The organism is Peribacillus sp. NPDC060253 (assembly GCF_042727425.1).
Classification (GTDB): Bacteria; Bacillota; Bacilli; order Bacillales; family DSM-1321; genus Peribacillus.
This window is the reverse complement of record NZ_JBHXAS010000059.1, coordinates 1-21,102: the sequence shown is the minus strand read 5'-3', so window position 1 is coordinate 21,102 and position 21,102 is coordinate 1. Positions and strand designations below refer to the sequence as shown.

Below are 21,102 nucleotides of genomic sequence, written 5' to 3'. Positions count from 1 at the left end.
GGGAACAGAAATGGATATAAAACAATCAATCGATAAATTAAGGCCGCGGATCATCGATATATTCGACCATTTACACGCTCATCCTGAAACGAGTTGGAATGAGGTGAATACGACAGCTTTCATTTCTAATATTTTAAGAGAAAATCATTGCACGGTAGAAACATTCCAAGATTGTACCGGAGTGATTGGAGAAATGGGAAATGGGATTTTCACAGTCGGATTACGATCCGATATCGATGCACTTTGGCAGGAGGTGCATGGAACGTTTCAGGCTAATCATTCCTGTGGGCACGACGGGCATATGACCTTGGCACTTGGAGTATTCCTAGTTTTGAAGGAAATGGACTTTCGGCCGGGAGGTAAGCTGAAATTCATTTTTCAGCCAGCTGAAGAAAAAGGTACGGGCGCCTTGAAGATGATTGAAGAAAAAGTTTTGGATGATGTCGACTTCCTTTATGGAGTGCATTTAAGGCCAGTGGAGGAAGTGAAGGATGGGCAGGCGTCACCTGCCATTGTCCACGGAGCCGCACAGTTCATTAAAGGAGAAATAGTCGGGACGGATGCACATGGGGCAAGGCCGCATCAAGGGCAAAATGCAATCGAAGTAGGAGCGGCCTTCGTCACTATGTTAAATAGTATCCATCTCAATCCATCCATCCCTTATTCAGCAAAAATGACCCAGTTTTTCGCTGGAGGCGAAAGTTCCAATATCATTCCTGGAAAAGCAACATTCTCACTGGATTTAAGGGCTCAAGATAATGAAGTGATGAAAGAGCTCACCAAAAAGGTGGAAAAAGTTGCAGAATCTTTGGCGTTTGTCCATGGAGTTGAAATAAAACTCGAGCCGGCAGCAAATGTTGCCGCAGCTATCGTAAATGAACAAGCCCAGGAAATAATGGCTGAAGCGATTGCCGATACACTCGGGAAAGAAAATTTGGTAGCGCCTGTCATAACAACCGGAGGAGAAGATTTTCATTTTTATACGTTGAAAAGGCCTGAAGTCAAAGCGACGATGCTTGGGTTAGGCTGTGATCTCACACCAGGTCTCCATCATCCGGACATGACGTTCAACAAAGATGCTTTGTTTTCCGGAATAGAAATCCTGACGAAAGCCATCATTCTTACTTTTGATAAGTATGGAGAGGAGGGACACCTACATGACTGATGAATTAATCATAAAATCGCTATCAACACTAGAGGATTTACAAGAAGTGCAGCGACTTGAAATCCTTGTATGGGGCATGGATTGCGTACCTACCCATCAGACGATTACAGCAGTCAAAAACGGCGGCCTTGTTTTAGGTGGTTATATCAATGACCAGTTAGTTGGATTTCAATACAGTTTCCCGGGATTTAAGGATGGAAGGGTGTTTCTTTGTTCACATATGCTAGCCATCCATCCTGCCCATCAAAAGAAGGGCTACGGTAGATTACTTAAATTGGCACAAAGAGAAGAAGCACTCAAAAAAGGCTACGATTTAATTAAATGGACATATGATCCATTGGAAAGTGTGAACGCAAACTTGAATATCGGCAAGCTAAAAGCGGTTTGCTCTACATATATGGAAGATTGTTATGGGAATATGAAAGATACCCTCAATGAAGGATTATCCACTGATCGGTTCGTAGTGGAATGGAATATAAGGCAGGTAGGAAAGGAAGAGACATCACTTCCCGAAAATTCCACACACATCGTAACCACAGAAATGAATGACCAAGGCTTTCCTTATATCAAGGATTATCATTTGGAAACCAATGCAGATGTGGTCGCTATCCCCATCCCGACAGATATTCAGAAAATCAAAAAAGGTGATCTCCGCCTTGCGAATGATTGGCGGTCAAAAACGGGTGAATTATTCAAAACGCTTTTTGCTAACGGATATGTTGTAGTTGGAATAGAACGGGAACAAGGTGAGCACATTCAAAACTACTTATTAAAAAAACAAGATTGAGAGGGAAGTAGAAATGAAAATAAAAGAAGTGCGTTTACGTCATTTGAACATGGATCTGATTGCTCCATTTACAACAAGCTTTGGAACGTTTATAGATAAGGAATTCATTCTGGTGGAAGTGAAAAATGAGGAGGGGCTTTCTGGTTGGGCTGAATCAGTGGCTTTTTCAGCGCCTTGGTATAACGAAGAAACAATAAAAACAAATTGGACCATGCTTGAAGATTTCTTGATTCCGCTTGTATTGGATAAAGATATAGATCATCCTCGTGAAGTATCGGATATGTTTTCGCATATTCGCAAAAATAATATGGCTAAATCGGCAATCGAGGGAGCTATTTGGGATTTATACGCAAAAGAAAAGAATATCCCATTAAGTATGGCACTAGGTGGAGAACTCGAAAAAATCGATGTTGGAATCAGTATCGGCATTCAAAAAACGGTACCTGAATTACTGAAGAAAATAGAAGATGGATTGAATGATGGTTATAAAAGAATCAAAATAAAAATTCAACCAGGTTGGGATGTTGATGTAATCAAGGAAGTACGCAATCGTTATCCGGATATCCCGATCATGGCAGATGCAAACTCCGCCTACCGCCTGAAAGACATCGAATTACTGAAGCAGCTTGATCAATTTGATTTAATGATGATCGAGCAGCCCTTGTCGTCGGATGACATAGTCGATCATGCGGCATTACAGGCGGAAATCAAAACCCCGATTTGCTTGGATGAAAGTATACATTCGGTGGAGGATGCAAGAAAAGCCCTTGAATTGGGAAGCTGTAAAATCATTAATATCAAGATTGGCAGGGTAGGCGGTTTAACGGAAGCGAAGAAAATACATGATTTATGTAAAGAACGAAAAGTTCCGGTTTGGTGTGGGGGCATGTTGGAATCAGGTGTCGGGCGTGCTCATAATATCGCCTTGACAACTCTGGATAATTTCACGATGCCTGGAGATACCGCAGCATCTGCGAATTATTGGCATAAAGACATCATTCAGCCGGAGGTTACCGTTATAGATGGGGTCATAACCGTTCCAAAGTCTGCAGGCATTGGCTTTGAAGTTGATCCCGCTGCTGTCGATGAATTCACTTCCTTTAGTAAAAGGTATACCAAATAATAAAAAGCAAGAATCTGAAGAATAGCACTCCCCAGCTTCAAGAGCGATTTGCTCGCTAAAATTACTGAAGCTGGGAAGCTTTAAAGAAAAGAGTAATGAACGGCCAGGTACTTCGTTTAATATAAATTGTCAGAATAATCATTCAATTAAGAGGGGATCCATATGAAAAACAGTGTAAATCTTGCAGGTGCATATATTGGAATCATCATTGGGGCAGGTTTCGCCTCAGGACAGGAAGTATTACAATTCTTTACGAGCTTCGGAATCTATAGTGTATTGGGAATTGTGGTGGCGACTGCTTTATTCTCGTTTTTAGGGATGCAAGTTACACAACTGGGAAGCTCTCTCCAAACCCGCTCCCATAAAAGCATCATCGATCATATTTGTGGCCGTTACATAGGCAGGGTAGTCGATATTATCATTACTTTTTTCTTGTTTGGCGTTACAGTCATCATGATTGCTGGTTCTGGAACGATTTTTGAAGAACAATTCGGCATTCCAAGTATAGTCGGTGCAATCGTCATGACTGTCCTTACGATTGGTACGCTCTTACTAAATGTTAATAAAATCATGTCCATCATTAGTGCAGTCACACCGTTTTTATTTGTTATCATGATTATTATTTCAGGCTATTCATTCTTCACATCCGATCTCAGTTTTAAAGAAATCATTTCTTCTTCAAGTAAAGGAACGGCAGCAACCGGAAATTGGTTGATGGGTTCATTATTGTATGTTTCATATAATATGACTGCCGGAATCGCGATGCTGGCCGTAATGGGAGGGATCTTTAAGAATAAGAAAGAGGCTGGAATGGGAGGCATCCTTGGAGGTATCGGATTGGGGATATTGTTACTCTTGATCAATATGGGAATGATGTCGGACTTGAAGGGCATAGAAGGGTCGGGTATGCCTACCCTTTATTTAGCAAATCAGATTTCACCATGGTTGGGATATATCCTGTCAATCGTCCTTTTAGGAATGATCTATAACACCTCAGTTGGAATGCTGTATGCATTCACAGCAAGGTTGGTGCCTGCCGATACGAAACGATTTAAAATTTCTGTGGTTTTGGTAGGAATCCTCGCTTTCCTTGCAAGTTTCGTTGGTTTCATTAAATTGGTCGGAACGGTATACCCAGTTACAGGTTATTTAGGTTTTGTAATCATTGCAGCGCTTATCATTTCCTGGATCCGTTCGAAAGCGAACAAAGGGGCAGTGAATGTGGAATTAGTAAAAAATTAAAGAGTGAAGGGAAAATAAAGGGTGAACGGCATCGATCAATTATAACTGACATCTTCTTCATGGGTATGTTTTTTTCTGTTATCGAGGAACCTTTACACATGATCACGGCATTTTTCCGCCTTTTTTTCATACATTAGTTTAAAGGCGGAAGACAAGGGGGATATCGGATGAATGGAGCGGAGCAAAAGGCTCTGGAATATGCCATTAGTGAAATAACAGAAATAGCAACGGGGTTCGGGTTGGATTTTTACCCGATGCGCTATGAAATTTGCCCTTCAGAAATCATTTATACATTTGGTGCCTATGGGATGCCGACCCGTTTTTCACATTGGAGCTTTGGGAAGCAGTTTCATAAAATGAAGCTACAGTATGACTTTGGATTAAGTAAGATCTATGAACTGGTCATTAACTCTAATCCTTGTTACGCTTTTCTGCTGGACTCCAATTCACTTGTACAAAATAAATTGATCGTTGCCCATGTTTTGGCACATTGTGATTTCTTTAAGAATAATGTACGTTTCAATAATACGAAGAGGGATATGGTTGAAAGTATGTCGGCCACGGCAGAAAGAATCCGTGAATATGAAATCCTGCATGGCAAAAAGGAAGTAGAAACTTTCCTCGATGCACTTTTAGCCATTGAAGAACATATCGATCCGTCGTTGATGAGACCTAAGCTTGCCTGGACGATGGAAGATGAGGAAGAGGAAGAGGAAATAAAGCCGATAGCCACACAATACGATGATTTATGGAATCTGGATAATAAGGATAAACCGAAGAATTCCACGATTAAGAAAAGAAAAAAATTCCCGCCGAGGCCAGAAAAGGATATTATGCTTTTCATTGAACAGTACAGCAGGGATTTAGCCGATTGGCAGCGGGATATCATGACGATGATCAGGGAAGAGATGCTGTATTTCTGGCCACAGCTCGAAACGAAAATCATGAACGAAGGCTGGGCATCATACTGGCATCAGCGCATAATCCGTGAATTGGATTTGTCCTCAGGGGAAGCCATTGAATTCGCAAAACTTAACGCGGGTGTCGTTCAGCCATCACGGACCAGCATCAACCCTTATTATCTTGGATTGAAAGTGCTTGAAGATATTGAAGAACGCTATGATAATCCTACCGAAGAAATGATCAGGCTGGGCGTTAAGCCTGGAACTGGCAGGGAAAAGATGTTCGAAGTAAGAGAAATCGAATCCGATATTTCCTTTCTCCGCAATTATTTGACGAAGGACCTGGTCATGCGGGAGGATATGTATTTATTCCAAAAGCAGGGCAAGGATTATAAAATCGTCGATAAGGCATGGGAACATGTGCGTGATCAACTCGTCAGTATGAGGGTTAATGGCGGGTTCCCTTACATCACAGTAAATGATGGCGACTACATGCGCAATGGGGAACTTTATTTGAAACATTGGTATGAAGATATTGAGCTGGACCTGAAATATCTCGAAAAAGTCATGCCATATATCCATCAGCTTTGGGGACGCTCCGTGCATATGGAATCAGTCATGGAAGGAAAAGAAGTCCTGTTTTCCTATGATGGAAAAGGTATTCACCGTAAGTATTTATAAGAAAAAAACTGCTGAGAAATCGGCAGTTTTTTTGTTTCGTATGTTCCCAGAATATGAACGATACTTGTAATTTGCTAGTACTATAAGGCACCCCGAAAAGAATTTCTGCGTTGTTGGCATGAAAAGTTATGGAGGAGCACCTACTTTCTTATTGGCGACTGGCCCCTGAAACAGGAGAGTGCAGTGTGAGTCTCGCTTCTAGTTCCTACGGTTCTGATATTCCTGGAACTGAAACAAAGGATGATTCTTGCTGCGAATAGTAGAATGACAACAATGTCAATTTTTTTTAGACCTTAAACATGTATAACCCTGTCCTAAAATTAGGACAGGGTTAACATAAAGTTGTTTAATTGTTGATAAAAACACTTCACCGAACTTAAAACTTACCAATAAAGTGGTTTAGAACTAGGTTACTTCGTCATAAAGTTAATTCTGCAATATCTGAATAAGGTTGCCGCATGTATCGTCGAAGACAGCTATTGTGACTTCGCCCATTTTTGTCGGCTCCATAGTAAACTTCACGCCGCGATCCAATAATCGTTTGTACTCTTTATGAATATCTGCAACGCCAAACATTGTTGCTGGGATGCCTTCGGCAAATATCTTCTTTTGATACTCCTTTGCGGCAGGATGCTCGTTCGGTTCGAGTAAAAGCTCGGTACCGTCATGATCATCGGAAGAAACAAGCGTAATCCACCTGAATTTTCCCATGGGAACGTCATGCTTTTTTACAAATCCCAGCTTTTCTGAATAAAATTCCAGTGCCTTGTCTTGGTCTTGTACGAATATGCTGGTAACAATGATTTTCATACTTTTTTTGCCTCCTTTGATATTTGTGACGCATGGTGCGGTGCTAACAATCTGGCTGTAAGCAAAACAGCCCACACATTCGTCAGAAGTCCTGTTCCGGTTTTATAATTTACTCTATCCATCCTTTTAGCAAATTTTTAAGTGGTTCGTTGTTGAAAATAACTACTCGATATTTTCCCTTTTTTTTTGATTTTACGAGCCCTGCATCTTCCAGTACAGAAAGATGTTTAGCTATCGCTTGTCGCGAAATGGAAACGTCGTGCTTCATAATGAGACGTACCGTAAGTTCATACAACGTCAGCTCATTGCGTTCGGATAGTTCGTCTAATATAAGCCGCCGAGTCGAGTCGCTAAGTGCTTTGAATATAGTATCTTTGTCCCAATTCATATATCGAGTATAAGCAACTATAAGGTTGCTTGTCAAGGATAAGCAACTGTATGGTTGCGTGATAGAGGAACCGTATCATGCAATCTTAACAAGTTAAAGTCACATAATTATAGTGTGAACCATTATAGAAATATAAATTGTATTTCAACAAAAAAGTGCATGGTTCGCTGGCACGAGTTGATCTACAGTAATCATTGCAAGTTGATCTCGCTGAATAGAATTATGTTTAGGAAGCATCCTTATCACCTCAAGTTTAATACTTCTTTTTTATAAAAAAGACTGTAGACAACCTCGTTATTCATCGAGTTTATCTACAGACTGTTCTTTTGATTATATTTCAAGATGTAGGATGAAATCGCTTTTGGAAAGGCTTTGTTAATACACTTCAGACCTTCATGAGGGAAGGTTTAGTTGCCATGATATTCCAAACTTATCATTTATCCAACCAAACCTCTGACTAAAACCATACTCACCAATTGGCATAAGTGCTTGTCCACCCTCGATAAGTTTCTGATAAAGGTCGTTAATTTCTTCTTCAGTATCACAAGTAACAAAAATTGAAAATGAAGGGGTAAAGGAAAACTGATGCTTCACATTACTGTCAATGCACATAAATTCTTGCCCTTTTAAGGAAAAAGTAGCCTGCATTACAGTTCCCTCGTCTCCATTTTCATTAGCTCCATAGCGAACAATACTTGTAATTTCTGAATCGTCAATGATGGATATGTAATGATTCATCGCTTCTTCTGCATGACCATCTTGAAACATTAAGAAGGGTGTAACTTTTTCCATTAAAAATCATCTCCTTTAGTCATTTAATTAAAGCCTTCAGAAATCAATATAATGAATATACGTAAGGTGACTTTAACTTAATAATGACATTACCTAAAAAAAAAATTCAATACAAGTCAAACTTTTTCTTCAAGCTAAGCTGCCACAATCGTTCATCGAGAAATTAATAATACCCTTTAATGGATAATTTGTAAAAAATCCACATGCTAGTTTTTTAGCAGACTAAAATGTAAAATTGTTTGTTGAATAGTTAATGGTTGATTAAATAAGAATATGCTTATACAATGATATCAATTAAGTACATAAGCATATGGTTATGTGTTAGATTAGGTGAGGAGGGGATAAAGTGCAAACGAATGAATCGTTGGATATAGAAGCTACCGCAAATGTTCTTAAACTTTTAGGTGATAAAACACGTTTGACGATGGTGAAAATTATGTCTGAACATGAATGTTGTGTCTGTGAATTTGTAGATCTTTTTGATATGAGCCAACCTGCTATTAGCCAACATTTACGAAAGTTGAAAGATAGCGGAATTGTGAATGAAGCGAGAAGGGGACAATGGATATTTTACTCGCTAAACCAAACATCCTCGTATTACTCATTTATTCAAACGGTTATCAAGGATTTGCCAAGTCAAGCATTTAAAGTAGAAGAATTAACTGCACAAGGAAAACGAATTTGTTGTGACTAACGAGGAGGAGAACATCAGTGGGTTTAGTTATATTAGCTAGTATCATCTTTTTGCTGACGTTGACACTCGTCATCTGGCAACCTAAGGGATTGTCAATCGGCTGGTCAGCATGCGGGGGTGCGGTACTAGCCTTACTCGTTGGAGTTGTTGACTTCAACGATGTAATTACCGTTACGGGTATCGTATGGAACGCGACGTTGGCGTTCATTGCTATTATCATTATTTCTTTGATTTTAGATGAAATTGGTTTCTTTGAATGGGCAGCTCTACATATGGCGAGAGCCGCCAAAGGAAATGGAGTAAGAATGTTTGTGTATGTGAGCATTCTCGGAGCCCTAGTCGCTGCGTTCTTCGCAAATGACGGAGCCGCTCTCATCTTAACTCCGATTGTATTGGCGATGGTTCGAAACTTGAAGTTGGAAGAGAGAATGATCTTCCCATTTATCATCGCGAGTGGGTTTATTGCGGACACTACATCCTTACCGCTTGTCGTAAGTAATCTGGTCAACATTGTTTCTGCTGACTTTTTTGATATCGGGTTTATTGAGTTCGCAACTAGAATGATCGTTCCCAACCTGTTTTCATTAGCATCTAGCATCTTGGTTTTATATTTGTACTTCAGAAAGAGCATTCCGAAGAATTATGATATGGCTCAATTGAAGAAGCCAGTCGATGCCATTCGTGATCTAAAAATGTTTCGCCTGTCTGGGATTGTTTTAGGCGTTCTGTTGGTAGGCTATTTTATCAGTGAATTTTTCAACATTCCTGTATCCATCATTGCAGGTGTTATCGCCATTTTCTTCTTGTTTATGGCAAGACGAAGTCCAGCTGTTAATACCAAGACCGTTGTAAAAGGCGCACCATGGGCTATTGTGTTCTTCTCAATTGGAATGTATGTCGTGGTGTATGGATTGAGAAACGTTGGATTGACGAACATTTTAGCTGACCTTATCCAAGTGACGGCTGATCAAGGATTATTCGCTGCTACTGTCGGGATGGGATTCATCGCAGCTATTCACTCATCGCTTATGAATAACATGCCGACTGTCATGATTGACGCTCTTGCCATTGCCGATACGAATACAACGGGCGCGATTAGGGAAGCACTTATTTATGCCAATGTCATCGGTTCGGACTTGGGACCGAAAATTACACCGATTGGTTCTTTGGCTACCTTATTGTGGTTGCATGTCCTTTCATTAAAAGGCGTGAAAATCTCATGGGGAACCTACTTTAAAACGGGAATCATCTTAACCATCCCAACATTGTTCATCACATTAGTTGGCTTATATATATGGTTGCTCATTATTCACTAAACACATCATTTTACTCATAAAGGAGAGAAACAACATGGCTAAAAAAACACTTTACTTCTTATGTACAGGTAACTCTTGCAGAAGCCAAATGGCTGAGGCATGGGGCAAGAAATATCTAGGTGATGAATGGCAAGTACTTAGTGCAGGAATTGAAGCACATGGGTTAAATCCGAATGCTGTTAAAGCGATGAACGAGGTTGGACTGGATATTTCCAATCAAACTTCCGATATCATCGACCCTGACATTTTAAATAATGCTGATTTTGTTGTGACATTATGTGGCGATGCGGCCGACAAATGTCCAATGACGCCACCGCATGTGAGACGTGAACATTGGGGCTTTGATGACCCAGTAAAGGCGGACGGAACAGATGAAGAAAAATGGGCTACCTTCCAACGTGTTCGTAATCAAATCGGAGAAAGAATTGAACGTTTCTCTAAAACGGGTGTATAAATAAACTGGAAAAGCCGCAAGTGATCTCTCGGCGGGTTATTAATGCTGGCGACTACATAAGCAATTTGAGAGCAATATTTGAAACATAGGTATGAACATATTGAATTGGACCTGAAATATTTCGAATAAGACAAGGGGAAAAGAAGGACTGTTTCCTATGATGGAAAAGGGATTTACCGGAAGTATTTATAAGGAAAAAAACTGCTGAGAAATCGGCAGTTTTTTTTGTCCAGTCGAATCTCAATACTCAATTCTTCAACACTGATAAGGTAACTGGATTTCTCAGTGTCCAAGTAACTTATGTATCCTGTTCATTTTTTCTCTAAGGTGTAACAATTTTGTTTAGTTATGAGATCTAAAGAATTATTAGACAAGATGAGCCTATTAAAAGCTGGTAATCATGGAACACTTCCGCATATAAAAATGAAATTTTGGGTATCAAAAGAGAGAGGATTGGGTTGGACTGGTCCGTGGACTGGAGGAGTTGCTCATGGAAAAGATGAATCGAGGATTATGGACGGCGCTTTCGGCAATCGGCATTGCGCAGGGGCTGAAAATTTTAACGCACAAGAAAGTGACGGGAGAGTGGGACTTGAAGCAGGCCTTCACAACAGGAGGTATGCCTAGTTCGCATTCTGCTGGTGTCGCTGCACTGGCATCCTATGTGGCAGCGAACAAAGGCTGGAGGCATACGGAGACTTCGCTTGCGACTGTGTTTGGTGTGATTGTGATGTATGATGCACAGGGGATTCGGCGCCATACAGGCGAAATTGCTAAGCTTGTGAACGATCTTGAAGATAATATGGCGAAATTTTCTGGTGAGTTTCCAAGTTTTAAGTATGTGGAGCGTGAGAAAGAGCTGAAGGAATTGCTCGGACATCAGCCAGTGGAAGTGGGGGCTGGTGCGCTGCTTGGCGTTGTACTCGGGCTTGTTTCGGCAAAAATGGAGGATGGTAGAGCTTAGTGGCCATAATGAAAAAGCTGCCAAAATTGGCAGCTCTTTTTTACATTAAATCTTAATATCGACCTTAGCGTTTTTCTGAAGTTCTTCCACATGTTTCACAAGCTTTTCTTGTTTCTTTTGCTGCTCTATTTGTTCCTTGATTTGTGGCTTCATTTCTTCAAGTTTCTGTACTTTTTGCCCGCTTGTCTTGGCTTGCTCCGCAACCTGCTTATAATACTTTTCAATTTCTTCATCTGTTGCTGCATCCACTTTAATCTCATTTTCAACGTACTTTGTATATGGGATATTCTCGGCGATCTGAGTATTCAACATTTCGGCATTCAGACCTGCTTGTTTCATCGCTTCCTTGAATTTTTCCTCATTTTCATATTGGTCTTTGATTTTGGCAAGTTGCTTTTGAATTTCTGCCTTGGAGGCTGTGTATCCCTTTTTATCTGCAGCTTGAAGCAGTAATGTTTGCCCCACTAAAGAGTTGATCGTTTGATCTTTAATTTGTTTGGCACCTTCCTTGGTTGTTGGGTCTTGTCCAAATTGCTGCATCTGCATTTGTGTCGTGGACAACACGCTATTATAGTCCGCACCTGAAATTTTCTCGTCATTGACGATGGCTACCGTTTCCTTTTCATCTACCTTTTGCTTATCTAGTTTTTTCTGCATTTCTTCCATCTTTTTTTGCTGTTCTTCAGTTGCTTTAGCCGTTTCTTTGCTTTGCTGATCCTCAGTTGTTTTTGCATCCTTCTCGTCATTTTTTTTATCAGCTTCATCGTTTGAACCACAAGCTGTTAGAACAACTGCCAATAATCCAATAATGATTGGGTAAAATAGTTTCTTCATTTTCAGTCTCCTTTCAATTCGTTACTAAAAAAATCATCTAATGCGCATTATAAAGGAAATTCCCGTAAAAACACAATATATTCATTCTTTTTTTCCAGAAAACAGGAAGATAGTATAGGAATTGTCACATTAAATAGGTGTAACCTTCCAGGAATTGAACCAATTTACCCTTTGTCATGCAATAAGCTGAAAAGAGATAGTCAGGACGACATACACGAACAAAAGGGAAAGCACTTCGCACCATCCAGAGCGGAGACTACCTTAGACTATTTATAGAGCAAAGATCAGAGAAATTTTTTAAAAATTAGTTGTAGTGCCTAATTAAGGAGTAGCATTGTATACTTGCTAAGCTTGAAACCAAAGTAACCATTTCCTGATGAAGAAATGAATCGATAAAAGCTACTGGGCTTGGTCCAAATTCCCCAAAGAATCAGGAGAAATCTAAAAAGGATTTTTGACTTTCATACATTCCTTCTTCTATTGTTTTCTTTACTTACCTTTCATATAACATTCATACTCCACTAATAATTCTATCTTAAGATGGAGAGAGAACTGAACTTTATAGGGTGATATTCAATACCATGTAAGTTTGTAATCATATATATCCAAATCCAATTTTTTTGTTTACTATAATGGTTTTTTAAATTGGAACTACATAGTTAATTTGCTCACCATCGTATCGATAGCTTGATCCCTATAAAACAGTTACTAGAAGAGAATGGGAGATTTTTAAATGAAGAATCAAGAACCACAAGAAGGGTTGGATAGACGGAATTTTATCAAGATAGGAGGCATGAGTACACTTGCCTTAACACTTGGATTCTCTGGACTTTCAGATGATTTATTTAGCACTGCAGCACTGGCAGAAGAAAAAGATGACATGGCTCTTCAATTTAATCGTAATGGAAAATTAAAAATCGTTCAATTTAATGATACACAAGATGATGAACGTATTGATCGTAGAACTTTACAGCTTATGGAGAAAGTGCTTGATACAGAAAAACCTGATTTTGTTGTGCTTAATGGAGACATTATTACGGGTGGATGCGATTCAACTATGGAGATGAAGCAAGCCATTAACAATGTTGCCTATCCTATGGAACAAAGAGGAATCAAGTGGGCCATTACTTTTGGAAATCATGATGAGGATTCTACCCCAAAGGGCGGACTTGATGAGGAAGACATTCAAAATCTATCTTTCTTATAAATACAATATGAACAAACCTACAGTCGAAGGTATTACCGGGACAGGTAACATGAATTTACTTATAAAGGATTCAAAAGGAAAAAAGGCAGCTTTCAACCTCTGGCTGCTTGATAGTGGAAGATATGCGCCAAAAACCATTGCGGGTCAAGACTTCCAAGGATATCCTACATGGGACTGGCTTCGTTTTAATCAGGTAAATTGGTATTATGAGACGTCTAAGAAGTTAGAGAAAAAATGGCGAAAAAAAATTCCTTCACTCGCTTTCATCCATATTCCTCTTTGGGAACACAGGTTTATGTGGTATGCGAGCGTAGACCAAAGAGCAGACTCCAATCATGAGGTAGCCCTTAAAAAGCATAATATAGTAGGAGAACGAAATGAAGAAGAGTGTATGGGACCAATCAACGGGGGGCTGTTTTCAGCGATGCTGGATAGAGGCGATGTCAAGGGCGTTTTTTGTGGTCATGATCATATAAACACGTATGTAGGTAATTATTACGGAATCCTGCTTGGTTATGCGGGCAGTACCGGGTTCGGTGCTTATGGTCTGCCGGGAGCTGAAAGGAACAGACTGCGCGGTGCCAGAGTATTTAATTTAGATGAAAATACAGCTGAGGTTCTAGTAGAAACGCACATGGTATTCGCAAAGGACTATGGGATCGACTTGACAGCTAATGATCAGAGTATGGATCCTGTGCCTCTAGAAAACAATAAGAAAGTAAAAATGTAAAGCAACATTATACTATTGTATACAATAAAGGATAGATAAAGCTGATTCTGCTTTTATCTATCCTTCTATATGTTTGACATGATTTATTCCTTCTTTGTTATCAAACTATTTCCTCATAACCTTATTACTGAACATATCAGGTAAACTTCATTTAATAGGGTCTCCTACTATTTCATTTCTTTATTTTTACCTCTTTTAAAGTAATAAAAGACTGCGATGATTAAAATCAATATGACTAGAATAGTCCTTATATCGTCTGAAGCCTGCAACACCTGTGTCACCGAGTACGCCTCGACAAGGAGGGCAGGCAGTTTACCGATGGATGTGGCGATGAAGAAAATCATCACGCCCGTCTTACTTAATGCTGCAGTAAGGTTAATCACGCCGGACGGTATGAAAGGTAGGAGCCTGAGCAATAGAATCATCCAAAAGGCCGGATATCCTTGTGACTTTTGGAGGCTCATGATCCAACGGTTCTTTGTGAACTTGGGTTTGAATGTTTGAAAGCCTTTGCGATATAACCAAAAGCTCACTACGGCTCCTGTAATTTCTCCTATGTAAGAAACGATCAATCCCTGTTCAAATCCAAACGCGGTGATATTGGCTGCCGTGATGAATACGCTTGGAATAAAACCAAGCACGCTAATCAATATATTCAATGCTATACTAACTGCAATGGAAAAGGGGCCACTGGATGCCAATGCCTCAGAAATGAAGTTCATATCAATCGACAGACCTCCATTTATATCCGATGCCCCAAACCGTTTTCAAATGTTGATCAACAGGAAAACCGGCATGACGTAATTTCTCTCTAATATTTCGAATATGGGAATCGATTGTCCGATCTTCCGTGTCTGTTTTAAATCCCCATATGGTCGAAAGCAAGTGATCTCTGGAGTACACTTGATCAGGGGATTTGATAAACAAGCACAACATGGAAAATTCTTTTGGTGTCAATGGGATGGCTCTAGATTGATAATGTGCTTCATAAGCAGATTCATTTAATTTTATCCCGTTAAAGATCATATGGTTCTCATGATGATTATGTACTCGTCGAGTCACAGCTTCGATTCGGGCAAGTAAAACCTCTTCATTAAATGGCTTTGTTACATAATCATCGGCGCCCTTTTTCAGCCCTTTTACCATTTCTTCCGCTGCATCCCGGGCGGTGAGCATGATTATGGGAATATTGGAAAACGCCCGGATCTCTTCGCACGTTTCCCACCCATCCATTTCAGGCATCATTACATCAAGAATGACTATGTCCGCATGATTCTGTTTTAAGAAATGTAAGGCTTCATGTCCGGACTTCTTCTTTATGCATGTATATCCGTGAGGGGTCAGGTATAGCTCTATAAGATCAATCATTCTCTGTTCATCATCAACCAGAACTGCTGTCTTCATTTTTTATCTCCTTAAATATGATAGTGAAGCACGTTCCTTGCTCCAACCTGCTTTTAACGGAAATGGCCCCTCCTTGAACCTCAACTAATTGCTTGACGATGGAAAGCCCCAATCCAAATCCACCGGTATCTCTAGCACGTGATTTCTCGACACGATAAAAACGATCAAAGATATGCGGGATGTCTTCACTTGGAATACCAACCCCTTGATCGATGATGGAGATGGAAATACGGCCAAGTGATCGAGTGACTTTGATGGTGGTGATTGTATATTCGTTCGAGTATTTTAGTGCATTATCCAGCAGGTTAAGGATGACTTGCTCAAATCGTGAAGGGTCTATCTCAATATATAAATGATCCTTACATTCCAGATTCAATTGTATTTTTTTATTTGAAAAGGCTGGTAACACTTTTTCATGAATGGATTCTAGGAATGAAGAGAGCTGGACGGTTTTTTTTGAAATGGTGAATGTATGTATATCCATTCTAGCCATATGGAATAGTTCGTCCAATAGTTTGTTTAATCGTTGTGATTCATCATGGATGATTTCTAAGTATCGTGATCTTTCAGCTGCATCCAAGTCTTTCCGACGAGCAATGTCCGAGTAGCCCTTGATATAGGTTAGTGGCGTGCGCAGTTCATGAGAGATACTTGCCAAAAATTCATTGCGTTCCTTCTTTAAATAATTCAATTCATTAGCCAAGCTTTGAATGGATTGAGCCAGTTCACCTAGTTCATCATGTGAATGTACAGGTACAGCTACAGAAAAGCTCCCTTGGCTTAGTTTGGTGGTCGCTTCCTTCATCGCAATAAGCGGTCTAGTCAAGGCTTTTGATAGAAAATAAATGGTGATAAGCATAAAGAAAAGGAGCAATACAGTTGCAAAGATAAAATGTTTATTCAATTGGGCAATTAGTTCTTCTACATCTCTAGTATTCTTGAACATATAGACATAGCCTTCATTTTCTTTATCACTTTTAAATGGTGTAACAGTAGCTATATACCGTTCATCCTTCCATCTTGATTGGATGATCAGTCCTTTTCGCGGTACTTGTGGGTGTTTCTTTGCTAAGATTTTTTTCATTGTCCCATTTACCTCTTCGGACGACATCAGAGTATTGCCTGTAGTATTCGTGATGACGACATCTGTATCCGTATGTGATTCCATCAGGCCGATATGCTGAAGAGTTGAGTCGGAATAAGTGATTTCTAACACATCACGATGACTATTGCCACGGGCCTTCAATGATTCCAATTCTTGGTTGATACGGGAATGGATCACATTATTATGTAAATAAAACATGGAGACGGTTTCCATCAATAAAATGCACACAAATATACAAAGTCCCAGCTTAAAGGAGATTTTCAATATATCACCTTCTTATTTATTGAAGTCAGTTTAGCGAAAAAATATGAAGAAAGTATGCAGTTTTTTATAATTCCTTCGTTTCTTCTTAAATAACGATAATCCGAATGAGGACTGGTTGCAAGGAGGACAACATTTTTTAATGATCCCGAACTGTCGTTTTTCAGCATTTGAATAGAATGAGAATAGGAAATCAGGTTGTAATTTGACTTTTTTTCAATAAAGCATGGACTTAGCATTGCTAAGAAAAGCCTGTTTAATTAAGGTTGACAGTAAATCCGTTTACGAAGGGACGAGTCTGAAAAAGAACAAGCGAAGCGGTTGCACGTTCATGCGCCTCCATTCCCTTAATTGATAGTTATATAGAATGGTCTGGTTTAATCACCTAAATCACAGATCGATGGAGCCATATTCCATATGTGAAATTGAGACTGCCGAAAGAAACGGTAGTTTTTATTTTTTGTCTAAATAAAATGTTTTGCATACAGGAAACATTTTGTCGCTAGTGAATAGTATGTAAAAAAGGAGCTGATCCATATGAGTTGTACAAACCGTACGCAAAAAAAAATAATGGCTTATTCCGCATTATTCAAAAAAATGGGCATTCTTAATGAAGAAGAATACAAAAATATCGCGAAGACCTTTCAGGCAAAGGATTGAGGAACGTTCCATTGGATGCCCATAAACTTTTATCCCATAACAAACAGGCTGTAAAACCCCCACCTTCAATTTCCGAATAAAGTGGGGGACGGCAGTCTGCGAATAGATTCCCTAAATTACGAAAAAAGGATTTATATGGTATTGTATGAGAGTTGTATATATCAAGGGGGAGTGATAGGTAGAATGAATGGAATATTTGATGTGGGAGAATATTTGCATACACCCACTTTAATCCTTATGGTGTCCAGTTACATAATGATTTTGATCATTTTTTCCGTTATTTATAAAAAAATAGAAAGTCCTCCTAAGGTATGGAAGGCTCTCGTTGTGTTTGTACTAGGAATGATTACTTTTCGTTTTACTTTTAATCTATCAGATGAGGTGGTAAGTGTACCCATTATCCCTATAGGGGTGGCTCTCTTATCATGGTTATTGAGAAGGAAAGGTGATGTAGGCAGATGGCATCGTTTTCGTCGATTTGCCTGGCTCGGATTCTTATCGAATTTCATCTTTTTGGCGGCTTCCCTATTAGCCATACCGCTGGATGAAATGATGTATCCCAAGAAGGAACCATCTACATATATGATGGACGTTAAAAATTCCTCGCTAATAGCGACCCATCCGAACTCTAAAGAAGTCACATTGAATCAAGAAGAGCTGCAAAGACAAATGAATAAGATGAAACAAAAGAAAATCGAGAGCGAATCTTGGTATTCCGGAATCAATGAAGAGAGCGGGTATAAAGAAACGTTCCCTTATATTCTGTCAGGGACCGTTCCTGAAAAGGGAAGTGGACTTAATGTACTCATTTATATTGAAGAAGATGGAAAGGGTCTACTGATTACACCAAATAAAGGGCAGCAGGTCTATTACAGGTTAGAAGAATCCATTTTGACTGAAGGTGGGGAGAGGAGTGACTAATAAAACAAAAATGATTGTTATCATTACAGCTGTTATATCGATTGGTGGTATCCTTTTATTTGGTCGATTTTCAAAAGCGCCGGAACCCTTCCTATCGGACAGACAAGTCATCGAACGAATAAACTCAAACTTCTCTGAGTCTCAGCCGAAGGTCATACAAGATCATATCTTTTTGGATGATACACATGTGTTTGTCCCCTTTATTAGTGAAGATAATCGATATGGGATGAGTTTTTGGGTCTGGAAGGGCAATAAATGGAGAGTGGCTTCTGTGGAAAATAGAGGTCAGCCACAGGTTTGGAATGGAGAAGAAAAATCTTTGATCATGTGGAATATGGATCCGAAAGATGACATTTCCGAAATCAGGGTTTTTATGAAAAAAGATAGAGATTTTATGGTATCGGATGGCAAAGCCACCTATCAACCTGGAATAGAAATGATGCACAACATTGTGATGCAGGGGAAAATGTACGGAGTCGAAACTTATCCCGACAATTGGCAGGAACTTATGGATCATTATGTAAAACTAAAGGGGGAAGTTGGTCAGAAAAACTTTCTTGAATTGAACGAACCGATACAATTGGCGATTAATTTTTATGATAAGGATGGGAAAGAGACTTATCCTGAACACGCCATTAACGGAATTAGCTATACGACAGGAAATAATTTTGTGGATGTTCCTTTTCTTGTTCATGTGGAAGTGGATGAGTTGGAGGGGACTTATTGAAAGTGAGCTGCCAAAATTGTCAGACCTTTATTCATTATACTAATCTGTTTGGATAGTTTGATATTGACCAATATGATCAATAGGCTGTTGTTTTAATGGAGGTTATGTAGAAGGAAGATTTGTTGTGATCCGATGGTTGTCTCTGCGATAATGGAATAAAGAAATCGAAAAGGAGTTACAAAGGATGGCAGAGGACTTTAAGATTCCCAGCTTGAAAGTGGATGAGATCGATAAGAAAATCATATCGGTTCTACACGAAGATGCGCGAATTTCATATACCGACTTAGCGAAGAAAGTGGAGCTCTCCAGAGTTGCGGTTCAGATGAGAATTAATCATCTTGTTGAAAACGGCGTGATTGAGAGGTTCACTGCGGTCATTAATCCAGGTAAGGTAGGCATCCATGTTTCGGCATTTTTCAACGTTGAAGTTGAGCCTAAATATTTGGAATCGGTGGCCCAGCAATTAGAAAGCGAGCCGGCTGTAACGAGTTTATATCATATGACCGGTCCGAGTAAACTCCATATGCACGGAATCTTTACTGATAATCAGGAGATGGAACGTTTTCTCAATGAAAAGTTGTATGCGGTCGACGGCGTTGTCAGCGTGGATTGCCAAATTCTCATTAAACGTTATAAGAGCCGGATGGGAATGAAACTTTAAATGAAAAAATCCGCCTATATAGGTGGATTTTTTTTATTTATGTGAGCGGGATGATAAAGCCGCCGTACGCAAAGGCAAGAATGATTACAAATGCGGGGTGAATCTTGAATTTACCCAGTGCTAAGTAAGCCAATCCAGCGATGATGATCGAATGGATGTAGCCGATGGAACCGACGGCATCTGCGGCCATGTTCCAGGTAAGCAGTAACATCATGATCGCAATCACGGGCTGAACAAGTAAGGACATGCCTTTTACGATGGGGGATTGCTTGTATTTTCGCAAGATTTTCAATAAGTAGATCAAAGCCACTGCTGAAGGGATGATGGTGCCAGCCAATGCAGCTATAAACCCTGGCCAGCCGTACACATCATATCCGACATATGCGGCAATTTTGGTGGCGATTGGCCCTGGAAGGGAATTTCCTAATGCAAGCATTTGCGAGAACTCGGTATTATCAAGCCAGCCGTAACGGGTGACGATTTGATCATACATAAGCGGAATCGAGGCTGGACCTCCGCCATAACCAAGCATATTGGCTATGAAAAACGCTAGAAAAACTGCGACACCAATCGGGATGAAGATAACACCCATTACGCGGATTCCTCCTTCGTATCACCCTTTTTATTTTTCAATCTATCTTTTAATTTAAAGTGGAACGCCCCATAAAAAAGGAATATCATGATGACGATACCCGGATGCAGGGAAATGATCTGGAGAAGCAAAAAGGAAATCGCAAAAAAGGTGATTCCGAGTACCTTTCCCAAACCTTTTACCGCCTTTTCGCCAAACTCATAAGCCATTTGACCAAGCATGACCGCAACAACTGGCATTACAGCCGCGATCATATTGTTGATCATCGCTGAATTACTTAGAACATTAATGAATGCAATCAAGAAAACCATCGCAAAGCATGAAGGTAAAACATGGGCTGCCACACTCACGAGGGCTCCCGGCCAGCCTTTTAATTTATAACCAAGATATGCTGCCATCTTGGTGGCGATCGGTCCTGGGAGTGTATTGGCAATCGCCAAGGTTTCCCCGAATTCATCATCGTCGAGCCAGTGATAGCGGGAAACTGCTTCGTGGCGGATGAGCGGGATGACGGATGGCCCGCCGCCAAAACCTAAAATCCCCGTCCGCATCATCCCGACCGTTAATTCGGTATATGGATTTTTCAATACGATTCCTCCTGTTTTTGTTTAAATTTAGAAATACATTTCCAAGATTATGAATTAATGATATCAAAAATGCTTTCGAAATGTATATAAAATGT

Annotated in this window: 24 protein-coding genes; 15 read left to right on the top strand and 9 right to left on the bottom strand. The window is 39.9% G+C overall.

The window, feature by feature from the left end; translation table 11 throughout:
- Positions 1-16 precede the first annotated feature (16 nt).
- The 5 genes from ACFWE9_RS15855 (at position 17) to ACFWE9_RS15835 (ending at position 5,900) form a co-directional block, all read left to right on the top strand.
- Positions 17-1,165, top strand: coding sequence for a M20 peptidase aminoacylase family protein (locus ACFWE9_RS15855; protein ID WP_377357658.1), 1,149 nt, complete (start codon positions 17-19; stop codon positions 1,163-1,165).
- Entirely contained in the window at positions 1,158-1,952 is a 795-nt protein-coding gene (locus ACFWE9_RS15850; RefSeq protein WP_377357646.1) for a GNAT family N-acetyltransferase, read from the top strand. Before ACFWE9_RS15855 ends, ACFWE9_RS15850 begins: the two co-directional genes overlap by 8 nt.
- A gap of 13 nt (positions 1,953-1,965) precedes the next feature.
- A complete protein-coding gene (menC, locus tag ACFWE9_RS15845) occupies positions 1,966-3,075 on the top strand; it encodes an o-succinylbenzoate synthase (protein ID WP_377357644.1) in 1,110 nt (369 codons plus the stop codon).
- Between the two features lie 162 nt (positions 3,076-3,237).
- Positions 3,238-4,317: a YkvI family membrane protein gene (locus ACFWE9_RS15840; RefSeq protein WP_377357642.1), complete on the top strand. Its 1,080-nt coding sequence runs from the start codon at positions 3,238-3,240 to the stop codon at positions 4,315-4,317.
- A gap of 167 nt (positions 4,318-4,484) precedes the next feature.
- Entirely contained in the window at positions 4,485-5,900 is a 1,416-nt protein-coding gene (locus ACFWE9_RS15835; RefSeq protein WP_230157189.1) for a SpoVR family protein, read from the top strand.
- A 426-nt stretch (positions 5,901-6,326) separates the two neighbouring features.
- On the opposite strand, the gene ACFWE9_RS15830 is transcribed toward ACFWE9_RS15835, so the two are convergent.
- The 3 genes from ACFWE9_RS15830 to ACFWE9_RS15820 all read right to left on the bottom strand — a co-directional run bounded on the left by ACFWE9_RS15830 (position 6,327) and on the right by ACFWE9_RS15820 (position 7,890).
- Entirely contained in the window at positions 6,327-6,710 is a 384-nt protein-coding gene (locus ACFWE9_RS15830; RefSeq protein ID WP_230157187.1) for a VOC family protein, read from the bottom strand.
- 109 nt (positions 6,711-6,819) lie between these two features.
- On the bottom strand, positions 6,820-7,098 hold the full coding sequence (locus ACFWE9_RS15825; RefSeq protein ID WP_230157185.1) for an ArsR/SmtB family transcription factor: 279 nt from the start codon (positions 7,096-7,098) through the stop codon (positions 6,820-6,822).
- A 393-nt stretch (positions 7,099-7,491) separates the two neighbouring features.
- Positions 7,492-7,890, bottom strand: a complete 399-nt coding sequence (locus ACFWE9_RS15820; RefSeq protein ID WP_377357639.1) for a VOC family protein — start codon at positions 7,888-7,890, stop codon at positions 7,492-7,494.
- A 346-nt stretch (positions 7,891-8,236) separates the two neighbouring features.
- On the opposite strand from ACFWE9_RS15820, the gene ACFWE9_RS15815 reads away from it, so the two are divergent.
- The 4 genes from ACFWE9_RS15815 to ACFWE9_RS15800 all read left to right on the top strand — a co-directional run bounded on the left by ACFWE9_RS15815 (position 8,237) and on the right by ACFWE9_RS15800 (position 11,318).
- Entirely contained in the window at positions 8,237-8,584 is a 348-nt protein-coding gene (locus ACFWE9_RS15815; RefSeq protein WP_377357637.1) for an ArsR/SmtB family transcription factor, read from the top strand.
- Between the two features lie 17 nt (positions 8,585-8,601).
- Positions 8,602-9,900 (top strand): arsenic transporter, encoded by a 1,299-nt coding sequence (locus ACFWE9_RS15810; RefSeq protein ID WP_377357635.1) that lies wholly within the window; start codon positions 8,602-8,604, stop codon positions 9,898-9,900.
- A gap of 34 nt (positions 9,901-9,934) precedes the next feature.
- A complete protein-coding gene (gene arsC, locus ACFWE9_RS15805; RefSeq protein WP_377357633.1) occupies positions 9,935-10,354 on the top strand; it encodes an arsenate reductase (thioredoxin) in 420 nt (139 codons plus the stop codon).
- Positions 10,355-10,844: 490 nt separating this feature from the next.
- Positions 10,845-11,318: a divergent PAP2 family protein gene (locus tag ACFWE9_RS15800; RefSeq protein WP_230157181.1), complete on the top strand. Its 474-nt coding sequence runs from the start codon at positions 10,845-10,847 to the stop codon at positions 11,316-11,318.
- 45 nt (positions 11,319-11,363) lie between these two features.
- Here ACFWE9_RS15800 and ACFWE9_RS15795 read toward each other — a convergent pair whose 3' ends face one another.
- Positions 11,364-12,152: a SurA N-terminal domain-containing protein gene (locus ACFWE9_RS15795; RefSeq protein WP_230157180.1), complete on the bottom strand. Its 789-nt coding sequence runs from the start codon at positions 12,150-12,152 to the stop codon at positions 11,364-11,366.
- A 733-nt stretch (positions 12,153-12,885) separates the two neighbouring features.
- Here ACFWE9_RS15795 and ACFWE9_RS15790 point away from each other — a divergent pair.
- Both ACFWE9_RS15790 and ACFWE9_RS15785 read left to right on the top strand, forming a co-directional pair.
- Positions 12,886-13,359: a metallophosphoesterase gene (locus tag ACFWE9_RS15790; RefSeq protein ID WP_377357631.1), complete on the top strand. Its 474-nt coding sequence runs from the start codon at positions 12,886-12,888 to the stop codon at positions 13,357-13,359.
- On the top strand, positions 13,325-14,089 hold the full coding sequence (locus ACFWE9_RS15785; protein ID WP_377357629.1) for a metallophosphoesterase family protein: 765 nt from the start codon (positions 13,325-13,327) through the stop codon (positions 14,087-14,089). The genes ACFWE9_RS15790 and ACFWE9_RS15785 overlap by 35 nt, the downstream gene beginning before the upstream one ends.
- Positions 14,090-14,256: 167 nt before the next feature.
- On the opposite strand, the gene ACFWE9_RS15780 is transcribed toward ACFWE9_RS15785, so the two are convergent.
- Genes ACFWE9_RS15780 through ACFWE9_RS15770 form a run of 3 tightly spaced genes read right to left on the bottom strand, consistent with a single transcriptional unit; the run spans position 14,257 to position 16,862 of the window.
- Positions 14,257-14,811: a TVP38/TMEM64 family protein gene (locus tag ACFWE9_RS15780; protein WP_230157178.1), complete on the bottom strand. Its 555-nt coding sequence runs from the start codon at positions 14,809-14,811 to the stop codon at positions 14,257-14,259.
- A gap of 1 nt (position 14,812) precedes the next feature.
- Positions 14,813-15,493, bottom strand: a complete 681-nt coding sequence (locus tag ACFWE9_RS15775; RefSeq protein ID WP_230157177.1) for a response regulator transcription factor — start codon at positions 15,491-15,493, stop codon at positions 14,813-14,815.
- Positions 15,471-16,862: a sensor histidine kinase gene (locus ACFWE9_RS15770; RefSeq protein WP_377357626.1), complete on the bottom strand. Its 1,392-nt coding sequence runs from the start codon at positions 16,860-16,862 to the stop codon at positions 15,471-15,473. Before ACFWE9_RS15770 ends, ACFWE9_RS15775 begins: the two co-directional genes overlap by 23 nt.
- Positions 16,863-17,396: 534 nt before the next feature.
- On the opposite strand from ACFWE9_RS15770, the gene ACFWE9_RS15765 reads away from it, so the two are divergent.
- From ACFWE9_RS15765 to chrS, 4 genes are all read left to right on the top strand, one after another.
- On the top strand, positions 17,397-17,519 hold the full coding sequence (locus ACFWE9_RS15765; protein WP_290370546.1) for a hypothetical protein: 123 nt from the start codon (positions 17,397-17,399) through the stop codon (positions 17,517-17,519).
- 183 nt (positions 17,520-17,702) lie between these two features.
- Positions 17,703-18,440: a hypothetical protein gene (locus ACFWE9_RS15760; RefSeq protein ID WP_230157173.1), complete on the top strand. Its 738-nt coding sequence runs from the start codon at positions 17,703-17,705 to the stop codon at positions 18,438-18,440.
- On the top strand, positions 18,433-19,167 hold the full coding sequence (locus ACFWE9_RS15755; protein WP_377357624.1) for a hypothetical protein: 735 nt from the start codon (positions 18,433-18,435) through the stop codon (positions 19,165-19,167). Before ACFWE9_RS15760 ends, ACFWE9_RS15755 begins: the two co-directional genes overlap by 8 nt.
- Before the next feature lie 184 nt (positions 19,168-19,351).
- The gene (chrS, locus tag ACFWE9_RS15750; protein ID WP_230157170.1) at positions 19,352-19,828 is read left to right on the top strand and encodes a chromate efflux transcriptional regulator ChrS; all 477 of its coding nucleotides are present in this window, start codon (positions 19,352-19,354) and stop codon (positions 19,826-19,828) included.
- A 37-nt stretch (positions 19,829-19,865) separates the two neighbouring features.
- Here the strand turns inward: chrS and chrA are convergent, their stop codons facing one another.
- Complete coding sequence (gene chrA, locus ACFWE9_RS15745) at positions 19,866-20,420, bottom strand: chromate efflux transporter ChrA (protein ID WP_230157168.1); 555 nt, start codon at positions 20,418-20,420, stop codon at positions 19,866-19,868.
- Positions 20,420-21,007 (bottom strand): chromate efflux transporter ChrB, encoded by a 588-nt coding sequence (gene chrB, locus ACFWE9_RS15740; RefSeq protein WP_377357621.1) that lies wholly within the window; start codon positions 21,005-21,007, stop codon positions 20,420-20,422. The genes chrA and chrB overlap by 1 nt, the downstream gene beginning before the upstream one ends.
- Positions 21,008-21,102: the final 95 nt, after the last annotated feature.